Here is a 17,962-nt window from a genome sequence, read left to right as displayed (position 1 = left end):
AGGCTTGAGGAGACAATATGCGCTTTGGGAAAACATGCAAGCGTGTTTGATCAAACGAGCAAGAAGTTTTGCCAAGCTACCGGAGATGGCCGAATTGAGTCGGCACCCCGGGTGGGGGCGGTTCGCTAGATCGAAAGCACCTTGCCGGTGTTCAGAATGTTATCTGGATCCAACGCGCGCTTGATACGCGCCATCAGCTCAAGTTCTTCAGGCGAACGCGAGAGTTTGAGATAGGGCTTCTTCAGAAGTCCGATGCCGTGTTCTGCAGAGATTGTGCCGCCGTGCTCGGCGACAAAGCCGAAGACGAGCTTGGTGATCGCCTCGTGCGGCTGCTCGTCGCCTGCGGAGGGGATGTTGCAGACGATATGCAGGTTGCTATCGCCGATATGGCCGTAACACAAAGCAATTCCATCTGGCCACCGTGCCCTGATTGCCGCTTCGATCTGTTCAACTGCCTTGCCTGCCTTGCTTGTCGGCAAGCCTACGTCGAATGCAGTGAGCGGACCCATGAGCTTACCATATTCGGAAACGCTGTCGCGCACCGCCCATAGGTCGCGCGTCTCCCGTTCGGACGAGGGCAGAACAGCATCCGTTACAGCGCCGGATTCAAGCGCTTCCGACAGCACCTGCTCTAGCAGCAGGCGATTTTCCGCCGCATCCCGGCCAGCCGTTTCGATCAGCACATAGATTCCGTGCCGATCGTTGAGCGCGCGACGCAGGTGCGGCAGGCCCGAGGTCATGAAATCGTAGAAGCTCGGCCACATCACCTCGAACGAGGTCAGGGCAGAGCCCATACGCTGGCGCGCGCTTTTCAGCAGCGAGAGCAGCGAGGCGAAGTCCGGGCAGCCGCAAAAGGCGCTGGCAAGCTCTGCGGGTTTTGCCTGCAGCCGCAAGACTGCACGGGTGATGATGCCAAGCGTGCCTTCGGAGCCAATGAAGAGTTGCTTAAGGTCGTAGCCGGCATTGTTCTTCAGCATCTTGTTGAGGGAGGTAACGATCGTGCCGTTCGGGAGCACGACTTCGATCCCCAGCACATGCTCGCGTGCCATGCCGAAGCGGATCACGCGGTTGCCGCCGGCATTGGTCGAGAGATTGCCGCCGATCATGCAGGAGTCCCGGGCTCCGAGGTCGAGCCCCAGGAACAGTCCTGCGTCTTCGGCAGCCCGCTGCGCGACACCGAGCACAACACCGGCCTGCAGCGTCATCGTCGCCATGACGGTGTCGATCTCCTCGATCTCGTTCATGCGGTCGAGCGAAAGCGCGACGCCGCCTTCGATCGGCCTTGCACCGCCATTTAGTCCGGTCAGCCCACCTTGAGGCGTGACGGGAACTCTGAACTCGCTGCAAATACGCATCACCGCGGAGACCTGCTTCGTCGTCCGCGGCCTCACAAGCGCCCGTGGAGCCACAGGCGGAAGGCCTGCCCAGTCGTTGTAAAAGCGGCGCGGGATATCGTGACCGAATAAGACATCCTGGCCGAATTCGGCCGTCAGTGCTTCAGCAAAATGATCCTGCATGTCTGCTCCATCGGCACGGCATATCGAATGGCTCTCCATCCATTTCTATACGCCTCGACCCCGGGTGCAACTCCTCTTGAGACCCTCAAGGAAAGTTTTAAGACTAAACTTGTCTTTTTCGCTGGGCGGCCGGATACTGACGCAAAACATGCCCATCGGATGCCGCAAGCGCTTGCGTATCCGACACAACGAGGGGTCTAGTATGCGCTTTGCCTATCTTGCCTTCTTCAATAATACCGGGGACACGGAGCTTGCTGTCAGCAAGGAAGACGTGGAGACCGTTGCCGAAATCGTGCGGCTAACGCCTGGCCTGACGTCTGCAAATCTGTACACGCCGGAAGTCACCAAGGACATGTATAACAAGGATGAGCGGTCGCCGGTGTTCGGCATGCAACTGCACTTTGATGAGCTTTCGGAATTGGAAGATGCGATGGCGCCGGCTGGCCACCTGCAGCAGCTCGCTGCTTCCGGCGTGCTCTCAAGCATCCGCGGCGCGAAGGCAACCCAGCAGGCCATGTATGTCCGGCACTTTCCGGTAGACGACGCGGCGCTTGACGTCGAAAGGAATGGTAACCCGTGCTCCTATGTGGTGCATTACCAGGGGCCAGCGCAGGACCTGAACATCTGGATGCACCATTACGTCACTCACCACCCGCAGGTGATGCGGACCTTCCCTGGCATACGCAAGATCGAAGTTCTTTCGCGGATCGACTGGTGTGGCTTTCTGCCGTGGGAGCGGGTCAACCACATGCAGCGCAACCGGGTGATGTTCGATAATCCTGCCGCGCTACAGGCCGCATTGCAGTCCCCGGCTCGGGTGGCAATGCGTGAAGACTTCAAGACTTTCCCGCCATTCGAGGGCGGAAACTCGCATTTCCCGATGGAGACGCGGATCATCGCTCCCTGAATCTTCGGGTGCGAGACGCGATGCGGCTCGCACCATAGTCTCTAGCAGATCTCCAGTTCGGGCGAGGTCTCCTCGATCGCCATGCTGCTCGATAAACGGTTCAGGTCTTCGGAGATCGCGACCGCTGCGGACTTGAGGATCGGGACGTAACGTTCGCGCGCCTCTTGGTCGGAGGCAAAAGCGGATTTGAAGTAGGTGAGACCGAGGCTCGCCAGTACCCGCCCATTCTTGGCGATGATCGGAACCGCAATGGTGTCCGAGTTCCTTGGTTCGACGGTTGGAGAGCGCGTCGCGTAACCGTTCTTACGCACGTGATTTAGTACGCGCAGGAGCTCCTCGCGGTGATGGCTGAGCGCGTTCTCGGGATCATCTGACTTCTGCAGAATGTCGATCATTACATCCCGGTCCTCGGGCTCGAGGAAGGCGAGATAAGCGAGCCCCATTCCACGGCTGAGCATGGAAAGACGCTTGTTCACCGTGCTGTGGAACGGCGACACCAGGCTGTCCGGCACAGTGCTGAAGCGCACGACGATGTCGTGATATTCCGGCAGACCGATCGCAACCGGCCATTTGTGCTTGCGGGTGATGGCGATCGCCCACGCCCTCCCGGCCTCGACTACCAGCGGCCCTTTATGGAATCCCGAACTAAGGGACGTGACGAGCGCGCTCACCTGATATCCGCCCTGGCGGGTGTCGTTTTCCACGTAACCCGCTTCTTCGAGCGTGCGTAAGATTCGCACGAGGGTAGGCTTGGGCAGCTTTGTGCGCGCGTGAAGTTGCGCAATCGTGTTGATCGGTTGCTGGTTCAATTCCTGGAGCACGTTCATAGCGCGCTCGATGGCTCGAATGGTCATGGGTCCTCCTCCCAGACGCCCGCAGGACATTTCGGCCCGCGAAACGCTTCCGACGATAAGTTGTCGGCGCACCAAGTCAAGGTCTACGGCTGCCTTAGATACAGGGAGGACGATTCATGGCGACGGCAGACGATACCAAACGTAATCGGGAGGAGGTGCGCAGGCTGATCGCTGGCGTTGATGAAGCATTGGCCGCCAGCATCTTGCGCGGCGCGCTTGATCTCCATGTGCATTCAGGCCCCTCGACCATGCCACGACAAATCGATCACCTGCAGGCGGCGGAAGAAGCAGCCGCAGCGGGCATGCGCGGCCTCTTGTTCAAGGACCATCATTATTCGGTGGCACCGTTCATCCCGCTGATGGAGCGGGTGCTGGGTGATCGCGGCATATCTATGTATAGCGGCCTTGTGCTCAACAATTCGACAGGCGGTTTCAACCCGTTCGTGGTCGATGCGCAGTTGAAGATGGGCGCAAAGCTCATCTGGATGCCGACGGCCCAGGCTGCCAACCACGTTAGGAGCGCTCATCGGAAGGTGCGGCTCGCGTCGAACGTTGCGCTGAAGAGTTCTCCCCTGCTCAGCCCGATCGATGCCTATGGTAACATCCTGGACGAGGTGAAGCAGATCCTCGACTCGATCGCGGAATTCGATGCCATCCTTTCGTCGGGCCACCTACACGTCTGGGAGATCTGGCGGCTGTTTGAGGAAGCTAAAAAGCGTGGCGTGAAGCGCCTGCTGATCAATCATCCGATGTACGGCCTGCATTTTACCTATGACGATATCCGCGACTTGGCGAACATGGGGGCACTCGTTGAGCAATCAGCTGGCATGTATGTCGACAGCCGCTTCAACGTGTACACGCCCCAGGAACTGAAGGAGCATATCCTGGCGGCCGGCGTCGAACATTCGTCGATCGGGTCTGACCTTGGGCAGGTGGATAATCCGTCACCGGTTGAAGGCATGCGGCAGGCGATCAAGCTCTGCCTTGCGCTCGGCTTTACCGAAGCAGAAGTGCGCACAATGGTGGCTGACAATCCTGCCCGTCTGGTAGGCTTGGCCGAGTGATACAGGGGCGGATGTGAGCTGGTGATAGTCATTGAGATCGAAAAGCCGGGCGGTCCGGAGGTTCTTAAGGTCGTTGATAGGCAACGGCCTCGTCCTGGCCCCGGAGAGGTACTGGTACGGGTGATTGCGTCGGGCGTAAATCGGCCGGATGTCCAGCAGCGGCGCGGACTTTATCCGCCGCCGCCGGGTGCCTCCGACATACCCGGTCTCGACGTCGCAGGCATCGTCGAGGAAGTCGGAGAGGGCGTGGAGACCTTGCAGGTCGGCACTCCTATCTGTGCCTTGGTGAACGGCGGTGGTTATGCCGAGTTCTGCCTTGCGCCAGCGGTGCAATGCATGCCGATCCCACGCGGGCTCAGCTTCATTGAAGGGGCATCGCTTCCCGAAGTCTTCTTCACCGCCTGGAACAACCTGATTTGGCTTGCCCGGGTGACGGAAGGCGAAACGCTGCTGATCCAGGGGGGCGCCAGCGGCGTCGGAATGGCCGGCATCCAGATCGCCCGGCATCTGCGGCGCGCGATCGTGTTCGCAACCGCAGGCACGCCGCAGAAGCGCGAGATCTGCCTCTCGGTTGGAGCAACGACGGCTTTCGATTACCGAGGCGCCTGGGATGACGATATACGCGATCAGACCCGCGGCTTGGGAGTCGACGTTGTCCTGGACGGGCAGGCCGGTCCGAGAACGCAGCGTCAGCTCGACCTACTGAAGCCGGATGGCCGCCTGGTCTTCATCGCCAGCCATGATGGTGAGACGGCCGAGGTCAATATCAGATCACTGGTCCGTCGTCGGCTTACGATCACGGGTTCGACGCTTCGACCTCGGCCTGCGGAATACAAGGGTCGGCTCGCGCGTGAACTTATCGCTCAGGTCTGGCCGCTGATCGAAGATGGCCGCATCAAGACGTATATCCACCAGGCGGTCGAGTTCCATCAGGTGAGGGACGCGCACGCCATTCTCGATGACAACCGGCAGATCGGCAAGGTTGTGCTGGTCGTTGATCCGACCATGGCAGCCACCGTGCCCGAACCTCTGCCGGCCCTCCAGTTGACGTGAGACACTGATGACGAACGAACGCCCAAGCTTCACCACGTTTAGGGACCGTCTTCTTGCGCGGGAGCGGATGCTCGGCACCTTCCTCAAGCTGCCGACCACTCAGGTGGTCGAGATGCTCGGCCCGCTTGGTTACGATTTCGTGGTGATCGACCAGGAGCATGCGCCGCTCGACCGGGGGATCACCGATCTGATGATACTTGCGGCGCGTGCCTCGAACATCGCGCCTCTTGTCCGCATTCCCGAGTTCAGCCCATCGGCGATTCTGTCTGCACTTGATTGCGGGGCGATGGGCATCATGGTGCCGCACGTCAATTCGGTCCAGAAGGCAAAGGCGGTTGCGCAAAGCTGCCGCTATGCAGGCGGTCAGCGTGGGTTCGCGGGCCTTACCCGCGCCAGTTCATGGGGCAGTGTTGGCGGTACGCAACACATGGCAGCGCAGGACAGCCAGGTTGCTTGTATCGTGATGATCGAGGACCAGGACGCGGTTGAGCATGCCGCTGACATTGCGCGTGTCGATGGCGTCGACGCGCTGTTCATCGGTCGCGGCGACCTGACCGCGTCATTCGGAAATGATCCGGACGCCGCGAGCAAGGTCGCCGAGATCAGCAGGACGGTGGCGGCCGCAGCCCGCGACGCTGGTGTTCCGCTCCTGATGCTGCCGACAAGCAAGGACGATTTAGAGTTCGTCAAGGAGATCGGTGCGAGCGCGATGCTGTTGTCGAGCGATCACGGCTTCATCCGATCGGCTGCGGCGAAAACCATCAACGATTTCTCGGACTGACGGAACCCTTGGGGCTCGAGAGACGATCGGAGAGAACATTGGTTGCGATAGATATCCCCGTGCTCCCTGTCCCGAAGGTTGCCGTTGTCACCGGAGGAAGCAGTGGGATCGGCCGAGCGACTGCGGCGCGTCTTGCCCAGATCGGGGCAACGGTTATCGTGGGCTACAACAGCCGGCTTGATTCCGCCAACGATGTGCTGCGCAGCTTGGCCGGCAGCGGTCATGTCGCCCTGCGCATCTCGCTCGATGATCCACCCTCGATTGCCGAGGCAGCCATTACCGTGAAAGAGCGTTTCGGCCGCATTGATGCACTTATCAATTGCGGCGGGGCTACAACGCCAGTTCCGACGGGAGATCTCGATGGCCTCAGCGACGAGATCTTCGACCGCACCGTTACGCTGAACCTTCGCGGACCGTTCGCAGTAATCCGCGCCTTCCGTCCGCTGCTCGACCAGGGAGAGAACGCCGCGATCGTGAACCTCTCCTCTATCGCGGCGCGAACAGGGATGGGCAGCAGCCTCGCCTACCTCGCAGCCAAGGGTGGACTAGACTCGCTAACGATAGCGCTTGCAAAGGTGCTGGCGCCGAAAGTGCGGGTTTTTTCGGTTTCTCCGGCGGGCGTCGATACGAACTTCGTGCCAAACCGCACGCGTGAACAGTTGGAAAGAACAGCTGAGAAGCTGCCGCTGCAACGGGTGACAACGCCGGATGACGTGGCGCGGGCGGTGATCGCATGTATCGTCAATTTGACCAGTTCAACCGGTCTCATCGTCCCTGTGGATGAAGGCAGGCATCTGTGAGCAATGCTGCTCGCCAAGCCCATCGTCGTCTGGCGAAACGACCGCGACAAGCCGTTGCCAGCGGCTTCTTGTCCGGCAATGCTTTGAGCCACTCTATTCTTTGCGACCATGTTTGATGGACGGACCATGGACAAGCTGCAATTTTACATCGATGGGCAGTGGGTCGATCCGGCAGTGCCTTTAACGATCGGCGTTACCAATCCCGCGACCGAGGAAAGCTTCGCGCGCATCAGCCTCGGAACACGTGAGGACGTCGACCGGGCAGCAAGGGCAGCGCGCCGTGCCTTCGCAACCTATAGCGAAAGCAGCGTCGATGAGCGGCTGGGGTACCTCGACAAGATCATCCGCGGGTTCCGAGCGCATCTGCCGGAACTGGCAAGGCTCATGACGCTGGAAATGGGTTCACCCATTACCTTCTCCACCGAACGACAGGCGACCGTCGCTCTGTTTCACTTTGAAGAAGTGGTTCGCGTGCTGTCGAGTTACGAGTTCGAGCACCGCATGGGCGTCGGCATCGTGCGCCGTGAGCCGATTGGCGTTTGTGGCTTCATCACGCCCTGGAACTGGCCCCTGAACCAGGTTGCCTCGAAAGTTGCGCCAGCGCTTGCCGCAGGGTGCACCGTGGTCCTGAAGCCAAGCGAGATTGCGCCGTTGAGTTCGATGCTGCTTGCCGAGATTATCGACGATGCGGGGCTTCCGCCTGGCGTCTTCAACCTCGTCAATGGCGACGGACCGACGGTTGGCGAAGCGATTGCAAGCCACCCGGAGATCGACATGGTTTCCTTTACCGGTTCGACAGCCGCAGGTGTAAGGGTTGCCAAGCTGGCAGCCGATACAGTCAAGAGGGTGGCGCAGGAGCTTGGCGGAAAGTCCGCCAACATCATCCTCATGGATGCAGATCTTGAGGCGTCGGTCCAGGCTGGCGTGCATGCCTGCTACACCAATGCCGGGCAGAATTGCCAATCACCGACGCGCATGCTGGTTCATCGCTCGAAGCGCGAACAGGCGTTCGAGGCAGCCCGCAAGGCGGTCGAGACAATTCGCCTTGGTGATCCGATGGATCCGAAATCGATGATGGGGCCGTTGGTCAGCCAGCAGCAGTTCGAAAAGGTCCAGAACCTGATTCAAATTGGGATCAAAGAGGGCGCAACGCTCGTTGCCGGCGGTCCGGGTCGTCCCGCAGAACTCAACCTCGGCTATTATGTGCGTCCGACGGTGTTCGGCGATGTGACGCCTGAGATGACGATTGCCCGCGAAGAGATCTTCGGTCCCGTCCTGTCCATCCTGAACTACGACACGGAAGAGGAGGCGGTCGCGATAGCCAATGACACGCCTTTCGGTTTGGCAGGGTTTGTGCAGTCGAGGGATCCTGACCGGGCGCGCCAGGTCGCCAACCGCATACGTGCCGGACGGGTTTATCTCAATGGCGCGGGTTTTGATCGGAGCCTGCCTTTCGGCGGCTACAAGCAGTCCGGCAACGGGCGCGAATTCGGTCTGTTCGGCTTCGAAGAATATCTCGAGGTGAAGGCCATTCTCGGCTATCCCGCGTAAGGCGGCTGCCGGCGGCCCAGGCGGAGGAGCCGGGCACACTATCTCGGATCACCTTCGCCGTCGCGGCGAGACGGATCTGCAGTTTCGGGAGGACAACCGATGAAGATCGGTCAAGACAGCATACTTGGGCTATTCTTTGCCATCACCGGCATCGTCGCGCTCTGGATCTCTATCCAGTATCCGCTCGGGACGGCCGGACGGATGGGACCGGGTTTTTTCCCGGTCGGCGTATCCGGCCTTTTGGTGCTGACGGGCATTGGCGTCCTCGTCCGCTCGATTTCGTCACCCGGTGAACTCCTATCAGCCGTCAAGTGGAAGGCGGTGGTCATGGTACCGGCCGCTGCAGTGGCCTTCGGCCTGGCGATCGAGCCCCTTGGGTTCTTCCTAGCAGTGCTGCTGCTTCTCGTCCTCTGCGCCGCGACCAGCGTCAAGTTCCGCCGGGAATGGAAGTCGGCGCTCGGCGCCCTCGTATTTGCCACGCTCTGTACGGCGCTTTTCATTCAGTTGATTGGCTTGCCGATCCCGGTGCTTGGCACCCTGTTCAAATAAGGCTTGGTGGTTCTCGAAATGGATATTTTTGACGGACTTCTGCTGGGCTTCTCGACCGCTACGACGTTCACCAACTTCGTCTATTGCTTCCTCGGGGTGCTTCTTGGCACCGCCGTTGGCGTCCTGCCTGGACTGGGGCCGATCGCGACGATCTCGATGCTCTTGCCCTTCACCTTCGGGCTGCCGGTGGACACCGCGCTGATCATGCTTGCCGGCATCTTCTACGGCTCGCAATATGGCGGATCCACAACCGCCATCCTGATGAACCTACCGGGCGAGGCTTCGTCGGTCGTGACGACGCTGGATGGCCACGCGATGGCCAAGCAAGGGAAGGCTGGCCGGGCGTTGGCGGCAGCGGCCCTGGGGAGCTTCTTTGCCGGCACGGTTGGTACGCTTTTCATCGTCGTCTCAGCCCCGTTGCTCGCGAGCCTTGCGCTCACATTCGGTCCCGCCGAATATTTTTCGCTAATCGTGCTTGGCCTCATCACCTCCATGGTGCTTGCGAGCGGCTCATTACTCACAGCCTTCGGCATGGCATTATTTGGCGTCCTCCTCGGAATGATCGGCACCGACGTTAACTCCGGTGCCGCGCGCTTCACCTTCGGCACACCGCATCTGCTGGATGGCCTGGATTTTGTCGTGGTTGCAACGGGCATCTTCGGTCTGGGCGATGTCCTTGCAAACCTTGAGGACGAACGTAGCCGCGCGGCCGGTGTCGCAAAGGTCAGCAGCCTTTTTCCCACCCGCGAGGACTGGAAACGCATGACCGCGCCGGTGCTGCGCGGCACAGGCATTGGGGTGTTGCTTGGGGTTCTGCCGGGAGCGGGTGTCCTGCTTGCATCATTCTCAGCCTACGCATTGGAAAAGAAGGTTTCGAGACATCCCGAAGAGTTCGGCAAGGGTGCAATCGAGGGCGTCGCGGCGCCAGAGGCGGCCAACAACGCCGCGGCACAGACCTGCTTCATCCCCATGCTGACGCTTGGACTGCCGGGTACCGCCACGATGGCCTTGATGATCGGCGCGCTCGTTGTCCAGGGAGTCCAGCCGGGGCCCGAAATACTGACACAGCAGCCGTCGCTGTTCTGGGGCCTCGTGGTCTCCATGTGGCTTGGCAACCTGATGCTGCTGTTCCTGAACCTGCCGCTCGTCGGCATGTGGGCGAAGCTTATCTCGGTGCCGTATCATTACCTGTTCCCGATGATCTGCGTCTTCGTGGCGATCGGCGTCTACAGCATCAACAACAGCGTCTTCGACGTCTACATGATGGCTCTGTTCGGTGTGCTCGGGTATTTTTTCCGCAAGGTTGGTGCCGAACCTGCGCCGCTCATCCTGGCGATGATCCTCGGACCGATGGCGGAGGAATACCTGCGGCGGGCACTTTTGATCTCGCATGGTGACGCCAGCGTGTTCTTCACAAGCCCGCTCAGCCTCGGGACGTTGATCGTGGCAGCACTGCTGCTTCTGTCGATCATATCGCCCCGTTTCCGCAAGGTGCGCGAGGAAGGGCTGCAGGAAGCGGATTGAGAACCGTCTGCTTCCTGCAATTCGCACCATCAACAGCCAATAGATCAGGAGGAAACATGGCACAGGAACTCGACGCTCGCCTGCGGGAACATCTCGACCGGGAAGAGCTTTTCGACCTCGTGCGCCGCGAGCGTTTCGCACGTGATCAGCGCCGCTTCGACGTGATGGCGCAGTGTTTCCATCGTGATGCCTATGTGCGAACCAGTTGGTATGACGGCCATGGCGGGGATGCATATGTGGAGGCGACGCGCAAATGGATGGGCAACACCGGTAACAGCAAACACTGGGTGTTTCCGGCCTTTGCCCAGGTCATGCGAGGCCGGGCGACGGTGGAAAGCCCCGCGATGATCTTCAACCGCGCCAAGCTAGGGGACGTTGAGGTGGACTTCCATGTCTTCTGCCGCTTCTTTTCCCGCGCGGTAAGGGAGGAGGGCGTTTGGAAGCTCCTGTCCTTCCATGTCTTCTTCGAGCGGGACGTCATGAAACCGGTGAACCCGTCCGAAACGCTTCCGATCGATTGGGAGAGGCTTTCGGCAATGCGGCCGTCCTACAAGTTCCTTACCTATATCCAGAGTGTTCGCGGGGTGAAGGTGAACCCTGATCTTCTGGGTGACGATCGTCCGGATGAACTTGCCGCCTTTCACGCCGATGAGGAACGCTGGTTGGCAGGTGCCGAGTGAAAAGCATACGGCCGTGACGTTCCATCGGACGAAACGTCAGCAGCGCCTTGTTTTGTAACTGGGTGCGGTGCCGTAACGTCAGATCCAGGCTCGATCATGAGTGGGAGGAAGACATGAAGAGACGCGGGTTCATGGTGCTTGGCGGCACGGCATCCTTGCTGGTAGCCAGCGGCACAAGTTGGGCGGCCGACAAATGGCCAAGTAAATCCGGCGTGGTGATATCTGCCTACCCACCAGGTGGCACAAGCGACATCATCACGCGGCTGGTGGCGGATGTGCTGTCCGCAAAGTTCGGCCAGCAGTTCGTCGTCGAGAACCATGCTGGCGCGGCCGGAGCACTGGCAGGCGGTCGGCTGGCGCGCGCCGCGCCCGATGGCTACACCATCATGGTGAGTGGCAGCGCGCCGATTGCTGCAAACAAGGTTGTCCAGAAGAACCTCGCCTACGATCCCCAGGTGGATTTCACGCCAATCACCATCGTCGCGGAGAGTCCCGCCCTGATGACGGCAAGCGCCAATGCGCCGGCCCAGTCGCTTCCGGAACTCATTGCCTATGCCAAGGAAAATCCGGGCAAGGTAAATATCGGCAACCCCGGCGCAGGCACGAAGGGCCACATCGCGGCCGCGATCATCGGCCAGATGGCGGGCGTCGAAATCAACCACATTCCCTACAAGGGTTCGCCACCGCTGCTCACGGATCTGCTGGGCGGCCATATCCACTACGCGCTCGACGCGCCGTCGAATTATTTGCCGCATGTGCGCGACGCAAAGATCCGCGGTCTCGCCGTGACCTCGCTCACGCGTGCAAGCGAAATGCCTGATGTCCCGACCGTCGCGGAGCAGGGGTTCAAGGACTACAACCAGACGCTATGGTTCGGCGCGGTCGGCCCGAAGGACATGCCGGCGGAGATCGTCGAGGCGATCCACGGAGCCATTAAGGAGTGGACCGACATGCCGGCGACGAAGGAGAAGTTGAAGTCGCTCGGTTTGTCGCCGGTTGCCAATACGCCGGATGAGATGCGGGCGAGCATCCAGCAGGAAATCGAGTCCATCCGTCCCCTCGTTGAAGCGGGCCTCGTCCAGCCGACCTGAGTAGAGCAGCCTTCAACTTGAATGGCAAAAGCCCCCAGGTGACCGGGGGCTTTTTCATGTGCACGTGATCTGCAGCCCTAGATCTTCGGCATCGGGTAGTCACCCTCGTTGAGAACCCAACCCGGCTTTGATGAGAAATCCATGCGCGGCGGCGCGAAGATGTCGACAAGCTGGTTCACGCCGGCCGATTCAGCCGTGGTTGTATGGATCGACGGCGGCGGGATCACGCAGACCGAAGGTGACCCGCAATAAAGGTGTTCGTCCTCCCGCCAGATGTGCATGTTCGTCGTCCACGGCCAACGCAGGTGGTGCGTGAAGGCGCCGCTGAGAGCCAGCGAACACTGCTCGAAATCGTCATGATGATGCGGCGAGACCTTGTCACGTGCGCGCGGTCCGACGCGCGGCGTCAGGTAGTTGATCATGAAGGTCGTGCAGCGATAGATTCTGCCAAACCGTGATGGATCGTCAGGCACATCCAGCGTGTACCACTTGAGCCTCAATCCGCCTGGCGGCTCCGGCCACGGCTCAAACGGTGGCACATTGGGATGCGGTTCCGCGAATGCGTCCGCATTTGAGGCCGCACTCGCCAAGTCCTCGGACTTCGGTGTGAACAGCCTGACGATGTTGCCGTCGGTCAGCATGCGGATGCTGGTGTCACCGGGCGGGATAAACGCGACGGAGTAGCCGGGGACGATCGTGGTGCCATCCTTCGTGGTGATCGCGACCTGGGTATCAACGTCGGGAATGATGAGAGCATATTCATCCGATTGGGCACTGCGGGAGAAAACGCCGCCCTGCTGTGCCTCGCTATAGACGATCACGAAGTTCTGGCCGCGGCTGATCCATGTCTTGCCGTTCTCGTCTGAGACCTGTGGCTCAGTCCCGTAATAAAGGCTGAGCTGCGAGCCGAAATAGCTTTCGTGGACGTGGGACTGCTTTGGCGCAGCTGGCTGCGCCAGGCTGGCTCTCGGGTCACTCTGGTCGTACATAGGATCCTCCCCTTCAGTTTGGAATTGCAGCCGGCAGCGCCGCGCTCACTGAGGCAACTGCTTCTTCAGCTTCAGGATTTCGCGCGCTTGCCCAGGCGTAGCGATTGTGCCGCCGAGCTCCCGGATGATCCGCGCGGCCTTCTGGACAAGCTCGGCATTGCTTTTGGCAAGCACGCCTTTTTCCAGGTAGATGTTATCCTCCAGCCCCACGCGCACATGCCCGCCCAGAAGCCAGGCCTGCGCCAGCATTGGGAACTCCCACCGGCCGATGCCGAAGGCTGCCCAATGTGATCCGGCCGGCAGCAGGGACTTCATGTAGGCGAGGGTTTCAGGCGTCGCGATCGCGCCATATCGTACACCGAGCACGATCTGGAAAAGAGCCGGAGCGTCGAGACGGCCCTCATGGATGAACTGGTTTGCAAGCTGGATATCGCCGGTATCGAAGACTTCAAGTTCCGGTAGGACGCCTGCTTCGCGGATGATGTCGGCCATGATCCCGAGATTGCGGGGCGTGTTGATGACCACTGAGGTGCCGGAATACATCGTGTTGAAGTCGAGGCTGCAGATTTCCGGACGAAGTGCTGCAATATGCTCGACGCGTCGCTCAGGTGGCAACAAGGTAGTACCAGGCCCAGCAACGCTCGGCTCGTGCTCGCCCGGCACAAAACGACCTCCGGGGCCGGTGGTGAGATTGATGATGACATCCTCATCGGCCGCCCTCAGACGATCCATCACCTCGCGATAGTGCTTCAATTCCATGCTTGGCCGGCCATCCGGATGCCGAACGTGGATGTGAACAATGGCTGCACCGGCGCGCACAGCCTCAAGGCAGGAACTGGCAATCTGCTCCGGGGTGATCGGCAGATAAGGCGTTGAATCGACGCTGGTGATATTGCCGGTCACGGCGCAGCTGATGATCGTCGGGTTAGCCAAATCTGTCTCCATGCTTCCAAGACGGCTGTCATTGTCCGTCTCTGGCTCGCATCTGCGACAGCTCGGCGCAAAGGATATTGGCTAGCGTTTCACTGACAGAAATGCCGCAGCGGCTCCTGACAGGAGCTTGCAGCCCTCTTGCGGCAACAGGGAGACATCCTGCTCCACGACATCGGCGGTGGTCCTGCAGGCTTCAATCACCGCACGAACCCGCCCGTGTTGTGATTGCTGTCTGCTACGTCTACGACGGGAGCTCTTGCGCCAGCGTTTTTCCAGCAAGTCGTGCCACAACCAGGAGCCTCTCTAGGTCAAGCCCGTTGCGCGCCATGGCTGACAGACCAGCCGTCGTTGAGCATACAAAGTCTGCAATGCGTTGGGCATCGTCAGGGTATCGTTCGGCGACATAGGCGCGGATCATTTCACCGGCAGCATCGTGGAAAGCGCAGGCTGCTGCCCGTGCCTCCTCGTCATCGCAACGCGTGCCTTCGATGACCAAGCATCCGGTCGCTACCGGGTCAGCCGCATAACGGCGGGCAGCGTCTTCGAGAACGGCTGTAAGCGCGTCGGCCACGGGGCGGTCCGGCCGCATGATCTCGGCAAGCGGAATGGCATCCGTCTGAGCATACCGGTCCAGAACCCGGTTATAGAGGCCCATCTTGCTGCCGAATGCGGCATAGAAGCTCGGTGGGTTGATCCCGAGAGCCGACGTGATTTCAGCAACACCCAGAGCATCAAATCCGCGCGCATGAAACAGATGCTTTGCCGTTGCCACCGCTTCATCAGGATCGAAACGGCGGGGGCGGCCACGCGTACGCACATTTTTTGTAGTCGACATTACATAAAGCCTTGACGAATGGATGGGGCGATATTTATGTATCGTTCGCTAAGTTAATTTTCAAGGAAAAGCACAATGACATCTTATCAAGGAAAATCGGTATTGGTGCTCGGTGGCAGCCGCGGCATTGGAGCGGCCATTGTCAAAAGGTTTACGGCCGAGGGCGCAAAGGTAACCTTCACCTACGGCGCATCGCAGGAAGCTGCAGAACAGCTGGCACGTGACACGGGCAGCACCGCGGTCCGCGCTGATAGTGCGGATCGCAACGCGGTGCTCAATCTTGTACGTGAGGTTGGACCGCTCGACATCCTCGTCGTCAATTCGGGGATCGCCATCTTCGGTGACGCACTTGAGCAGGATCCGGATACGATCGACCGGCTTTTCCAGATCAACATCCAAACGCCCTATCATGCCTCCGTTGAAGCTGCGAAGCAGATGCCGGAAGGTGGCCGTATCATCGTCATCGGCTCCGTCAACGGTGACCGGATGCCGGTTCCAGGCATGGCGTCCTATGCCGTCAGCAAGTCGGCGCTGCAAGGCTTGGCGCGAGGGCTCGGGCGCGACTTCGGGCCGCGCGGAATCACCATCAATGTCGTGCAGCCCGGCCCGATCGATACGGATGCCAATCCCGAAAATGGCCCGATGAAGGATCTGATGCACAGCTTCATGGCAATCAAGCGCCACGGTCGCCCGGAAGAAGTGGCCGGAATGGTGGCCTGGCTTGCCGGACCCGAAGCAGGCTTCGTCACCGGCGCGATGCATACGATCGATGGTGCGTTCGGCGCCTAGCCCAAACGGTGAGGGGAGTCCTGTGCTCCTCTCGCACTTTAATGCGCACACAAGCCCTTCGGGATCAGTTGCGTGACGTCATCCAGACGCCGACCAGTGTCACACCAAGCCCTACGAACATCGCCACCGTCAGCGGCTCGGAAAACAGCATCCAGGCCCACAGCATTGTCACCGGCGGACTCAGGTAAATCGCGGCACTGACCTTCGCCACCGGGAACAGCCGCAGGCTCGTGTAATAAACGGCATAGGCAAGGAAGGTCGCGATCAGTACCAGCCACATCATGCCGATCAGGAACTCGCGCGTCATCGGTGGCGCGAGCGTTCCTTGCGTCCACGCACATATTCCAAACAGAACGGACCCGGTCAGCGAATGGATGCACAAGCCTTGGTGCACCGGCATGCTCGTCGCCCGACGCTTCCTGTGCAGAACCGAAGCCACGGCGAAAACCAGCATCGACACGACGGTCAACCCGTAAGCCCAAAGCGGAGCGGTACCGACCGCGAGGCTGTCGAACGACACGATCAGGACGCCGATCACGGCGATCAATGTGCCCAGCCACTGTTTCGCAGAAAGCGTCTCGCCCAGCACCGGTTGCGAAAGCGCCACGATTGCGAGTGGCAGAAGGTCTGCGATCAGCGCCACAAGCCCTGTCGGCACCCGTTGCTCGATCGCAAGTGCGAACCCGCCGAGATAGATGAAGACGGCCATGACGCCGAACAGTGCCTGGTCGCGGATTGCCCGCAGTGAAATCCTTGGCCCGATCGTCAATGCGAACGGGAGCAGGATCAGGCCCGAGATCAAGGTTCGCCAGAAAAGCAGCAGCATAACGCTCGTTTGCTGGTTGGCGTACCGGATCCCGACGAAGCCGGAGCTCCATCCGATGATCATGAGCGTAGCGAGCAGCGGCCAGAGAAGAGGATGGCGACGGGCAGCGGTGGAAACGGCAATGGTATCGGTCATACGATCTCTGGAGTGACGGTCGAAGCGGTCATACATGGGCGGGATGCGTACATGGCCATGACCAGTGGCCAGGGCAATGTGCTCTTCTTCGTCGGACCCCACATGATCGCCAGACGACAGAAGAGGGAACCTATTAGGCCGCGAAAAGTTCACTGCCGGGGTAGTTTGCGCGCACGCACCGCGCCTCATATCCGGAACACACAGAGGACGGAAGACGATGGACGACAAGAACATGTCACATGGCGGCAATGGTATGCATGAAAGCACCAGCGACCGCATCCTGACCAACCGACAGGGCCACCCGATCACCAACAACCAGTCGCAGCGCACCGTGGGTTCCCGCGGCCCGGCTACGTTGGAGAACTACCAGTTCCTCGAAAAGATCACCCACTTCGACCGCGAACGCATTCCCGAGCGCGTCGTGCATGCGCGCGGTTTCGTCTGTTACGGTGAGTTCGAGGCGACCGGCAAGATCGGCGACGAGCCGGCCTCTAGGTATACTCGCGCCAAGCTGTTCCAGCAGGCGGGCAAAAGGACGCCGCTCGCAATTCGGTTCTCGACCGTGATCGGCGGTCGCGACTCCTCTGAAGTCGCTCGCGATCCCCGCGGTTTTGCCGTCAAGTTTTATACCCAAGACGGAAATTGGGACTTGGTCGGCAACAACCTGGCGATCTTCTTTATCCGTGATGCCATCAAGTTCCCGGATGTCATTCATTCCCTGAAGCCTGACCCGGTGACCTTCCGGCAGGAGCCGAACCGCATCTTCGACTTCATGTCGCAGACCCCGGAATCCATGCATATGCTGACCCACCTGTTCTCGCCGCGCGGCATTCCGGCGAGTTACCGTCACATGGAAGGTTTTGGAGTCAACACCTACAAGATGGTGAATGCACAGGGCGACACGGTGCTCGTGAAGTACCATTTCCACCCGCGCTGCGGCATCGCCAGCCTCACTGCGGAGGAGGCGGCCAAGGTTCAGGGGCAGGATTTCGGGTCGGCATCGAAGGACCTTTTTACCTCGATCGAGCGCGGCGAGTATCCGCAGTGGGATATGTATGTGCAGATCATGGAAGACCACGACCAT

18 protein-coding genes (1 of these 18 cut by a window edge) are annotated in these 17,962 nt (G+C 60.1%); 12 read left to right on the top strand and 6 right to left on the bottom strand.

Going from position 1 to position 17,962, the window contains the following annotated elements:
• Nucleotides 1-125 precede the first annotated feature (125 nt).
• Nucleotides 126-1,517 (bottom strand): FAD-binding oxidoreductase, encoded by a 1,392-nt coding sequence (locus CYG48_RS19230; RefSeq protein ID WP_118852145.1) that lies wholly within the window; start codon nt 1,515-1,517, stop codon nt 126-128.
• 202 nt (nt 1,518-1,719) lie between these two features.
• On the opposite strand from CYG48_RS19230, the gene CYG48_RS19225 reads away from it, so the two are divergent.
• Entirely contained in the window at nt 1,720-2,424 is a 705-nt protein-coding gene (locus CYG48_RS19225; protein ID WP_118852144.1) for a hypothetical protein, read from the top strand.
• Nucleotides 2,425-2,465: 41 nt separating this feature from the next.
• Here the strand turns inward: CYG48_RS19225 and CYG48_RS19220 are convergent, their stop codons facing one another.
• Nucleotides 2,466-3,278, bottom strand: coding sequence for a helix-turn-helix domain-containing protein (locus CYG48_RS19220; protein WP_118852143.1), 813 nt, complete (start codon nt 3,276-3,278; stop codon nt 2,466-2,468).
• 116 nt (nt 3,279-3,394) lie between these two features.
• On the opposite strand from CYG48_RS19220, the gene CYG48_RS19215 reads away from it, so the two are divergent.
• From CYG48_RS19215 to CYG48_RS19175, 9 genes are all read left to right on the top strand, one after another.
• Nucleotides 3,395-4,342, top strand: coding sequence for a DUF6282 family protein (locus CYG48_RS19215; protein WP_118852142.1), 948 nt, complete (start codon nt 3,395-3,397; stop codon nt 4,340-4,342).
• Between the two features lie 21 nt (nt 4,343-4,363).
• Nucleotides 4,364-5,395, top strand: coding sequence for an NAD(P)H-quinone oxidoreductase (locus tag CYG48_RS19210; RefSeq protein WP_118852141.1), 1,032 nt, complete (start codon nt 4,364-4,366; stop codon nt 5,393-5,395).
• Nucleotides 5,396-5,402: 7 nt separating this feature from the next.
• Entirely contained in the window at nt 5,403-6,176 is a 774-nt protein-coding gene (locus tag CYG48_RS19205) for an HpcH/HpaI aldolase family protein (RefSeq protein WP_118852140.1), read from the top strand.
• 38 nt (nt 6,177-6,214) lie between these two features.
• Nucleotides 6,215-6,976 (top strand): SDR family NAD(P)-dependent oxidoreductase, encoded by a 762-nt coding sequence (locus tag CYG48_RS19200; RefSeq protein WP_245450609.1) that lies wholly within the window; start codon nt 6,215-6,217, stop codon nt 6,974-6,976.
• 126 nt (nt 6,977-7,102) lie between these two features.
• On the top strand, nt 7,103-8,527 hold the full coding sequence (locus tag CYG48_RS19195) for an aldehyde dehydrogenase family protein (RefSeq protein ID WP_118852139.1): 1,425 nt from the start codon (nt 7,103-7,105) through the stop codon (nt 8,525-8,527).
• A gap of 99 nt (nt 8,528-8,626) precedes the next feature.
• On the top strand, nt 8,627-9,076 hold the full coding sequence (locus CYG48_RS19190; protein ID WP_118852138.1) for a tripartite tricarboxylate transporter TctB family protein: 450 nt from the start codon (nt 8,627-8,629) through the stop codon (nt 9,074-9,076).
• 18 nt (nt 9,077-9,094) lie between these two features.
• Nucleotides 9,095-10,600 carry a tripartite tricarboxylate transporter permease gene (locus CYG48_RS19185; protein WP_118852137.1) on the top strand — a complete coding sequence of 502 codons (1,506 nt, stop codon included), beginning with the start codon at nt 9,095-9,097 and terminating at the stop codon, nt 10,598-10,600.
• Between the two features lie 56 nt (nt 10,601-10,656).
• On the top strand, nt 10,657-11,280 hold the full coding sequence (locus CYG48_RS19180) for a nuclear transport factor 2 family protein (RefSeq protein WP_118852136.1): 624 nt from the start codon (nt 10,657-10,659) through the stop codon (nt 11,278-11,280).
• Between the two features lie 113 nt (nt 11,281-11,393).
• The gene (locus CYG48_RS19175) at nt 11,394-12,371 is read left to right on the top strand and encodes a Bug family tripartite tricarboxylate transporter substrate binding protein (protein ID WP_118852135.1); all 978 of its coding nucleotides are present in this window, start codon (nt 11,394-11,396) and stop codon (nt 12,369-12,371) included.
• Between the two features lie 77 nt (nt 12,372-12,448).
• On the opposite strand, the gene CYG48_RS19170 is transcribed toward CYG48_RS19175, so the two are convergent.
• The 3 genes from CYG48_RS19170 to CYG48_RS19160 form a co-directional block, all read right to left on the bottom strand.
• Nucleotides 12,449-13,360 carry a hypothetical protein gene (locus CYG48_RS19170; protein ID WP_118852134.1) on the bottom strand — a complete coding sequence of 304 codons (912 nt, stop codon included), beginning with the start codon at nt 13,358-13,360 and terminating at the stop codon, nt 12,449-12,451.
• Between the two features lie 45 nt (nt 13,361-13,405).
• Nucleotides 13,406-14,305, bottom strand: coding sequence for a BKACE family enzyme (locus tag CYG48_RS19165; RefSeq protein ID WP_118852133.1), 900 nt, complete (start codon nt 14,303-14,305; stop codon nt 13,406-13,408).
• Between the two features lie 229 nt (nt 14,306-14,534).
• Nucleotides 14,535-15,128, bottom strand: a complete 594-nt coding sequence (locus tag CYG48_RS19160; protein WP_118852132.1) for a TetR/AcrR family transcriptional regulator — start codon at nt 15,126-15,128, stop codon at nt 14,535-14,537.
• Between the two features lie 75 nt (nt 15,129-15,203).
• Between CYG48_RS19160 and bdcA the strand changes: the two genes are divergently transcribed.
• Nucleotides 15,204-15,917, top strand: a complete 714-nt coding sequence (bdcA, locus tag CYG48_RS19155; RefSeq protein ID WP_118852131.1) for an SDR family oxidoreductase — start codon at nt 15,204-15,206, stop codon at nt 15,915-15,917.
• A 64-nt stretch (nt 15,918-15,981) separates the two neighbouring features.
• On the opposite strand, the gene CYG48_RS19150 is transcribed toward bdcA, so the two are convergent.
• A complete protein-coding gene (locus CYG48_RS19150; RefSeq protein ID WP_118852130.1) occupies nt 15,982-16,878 on the bottom strand; it encodes a DMT family transporter in 897 nt (298 codons plus the stop codon).
• A gap of 217 nt (nt 16,879-17,095) precedes the next feature.
• On the opposite strand from CYG48_RS19150, the gene CYG48_RS19145 reads away from it, so the two are divergent.
• Nucleotides 17,096-17,962: the 5' portion of a catalase gene (locus tag CYG48_RS19145; RefSeq protein ID WP_282571529.1), read on the top strand. It continues 864 nt past the right edge of the window; the window shows 867 of its 1,731 coding nt (coding positions 1-867); its start codon is at nt 17,096-17,098; the stop codon falls past the right edge of the window.

The sequence above is a fragment of the Neorhizobium sp. SOG26 genome (assembly GCF_003491345.1).
Lineage (GTDB): Bacteria > Pseudomonadota > Alphaproteobacteria > Rhizobiales > Rhizobiaceae > Neorhizobium > Neorhizobium turbinariae.
Note: the sequence above shows the minus strand (reverse complement) of the source record. Positions and strands in the feature narration are given on the sequence as shown.

Coding starts and splice junctions, on each gene's coding strand:
- CYG48_RS19220 (WP_118852143.1), bottom strand. CDS start 3,278: ATGACCATTCGAGCCATCGAGCGCGCTATGAACGTGCTCCAGGAATTG.
- CYG48_RS19160 (WP_118852132.1), bottom strand. CDS start 15,128: ATGTCGACTACAAAAAATGTGCGTACGCGTGGCCGCCCCCGCCGTTTC.
- CYG48_RS19185 (WP_118852137.1), top strand. CDS start 9,095: ATGGATATTTTTGACGGACTTCTGCTGGGCTTCTCGACCGCTACGACG.
- CYG48_RS19165 (WP_118852133.1), bottom strand. CDS start 14,305: ATGGAGACAGATTTGGCTAACCCGACGATCATCAGCTGCGCCGTGACC.
- CYG48_RS19205 (WP_118852140.1), top strand. CDS start 5,403: ATGACGAACGAACGCCCAAGCTTCACCACGTTTAGGGACCGTCTTCTT.
- CYG48_RS19150 (WP_118852130.1), bottom strand. CDS start 16,878: ATGACCGATACCATTGCCGTTTCCACCGCTGCCCGTCGCCATCCTCTT.
- CYG48_RS19175 (WP_118852135.1), top strand. CDS start 11,394: ATGAAGAGACGCGGGTTCATGGTGCTTGGCGGCACGGCATCCTTGCTG.
- CYG48_RS19180 (WP_118852136.1), top strand. CDS start 10,657: ATGGCACAGGAACTCGACGCTCGCCTGCGGGAACATCTCGACCGGGAA.
- CYG48_RS19190 (WP_118852138.1), top strand. CDS start 8,627: ATGAAGATCGGTCAAGACAGCATACTTGGGCTATTCTTTGCCATCACC.
- CYG48_RS19230 (WP_118852145.1), bottom strand. CDS start 1,517: ATGCAGGATCATTTTGCTGAAGCACTGACGGCCGAATTCGGCCAGGAT.
- CYG48_RS19215 (WP_118852142.1), top strand. CDS start 3,395: ATGGCGACGGCAGACGATACCAAACGTAATCGGGAGGAGGTGCGCAGG.
- bdcA (WP_118852131.1), top strand. CDS start 15,204: ATGACATCTTATCAAGGAAAATCGGTATTGGTGCTCGGTGGCAGCCGC.
- CYG48_RS19225 (WP_118852144.1), top strand. CDS start 1,720: ATGCGCTTTGCCTATCTTGCCTTCTTCAATAATACCGGGGACACGGAG.
- CYG48_RS19195 (WP_118852139.1), top strand. CDS start 7,103: ATGGACAAGCTGCAATTTTACATCGATGGGCAGTGGGTCGATCCGGCA.
- CYG48_RS19170 (WP_118852134.1), bottom strand. CDS start 13,360: ATGTACGACCAGAGTGACCCGAGAGCCAGCCTGGCGCAGCCAGCTGCG.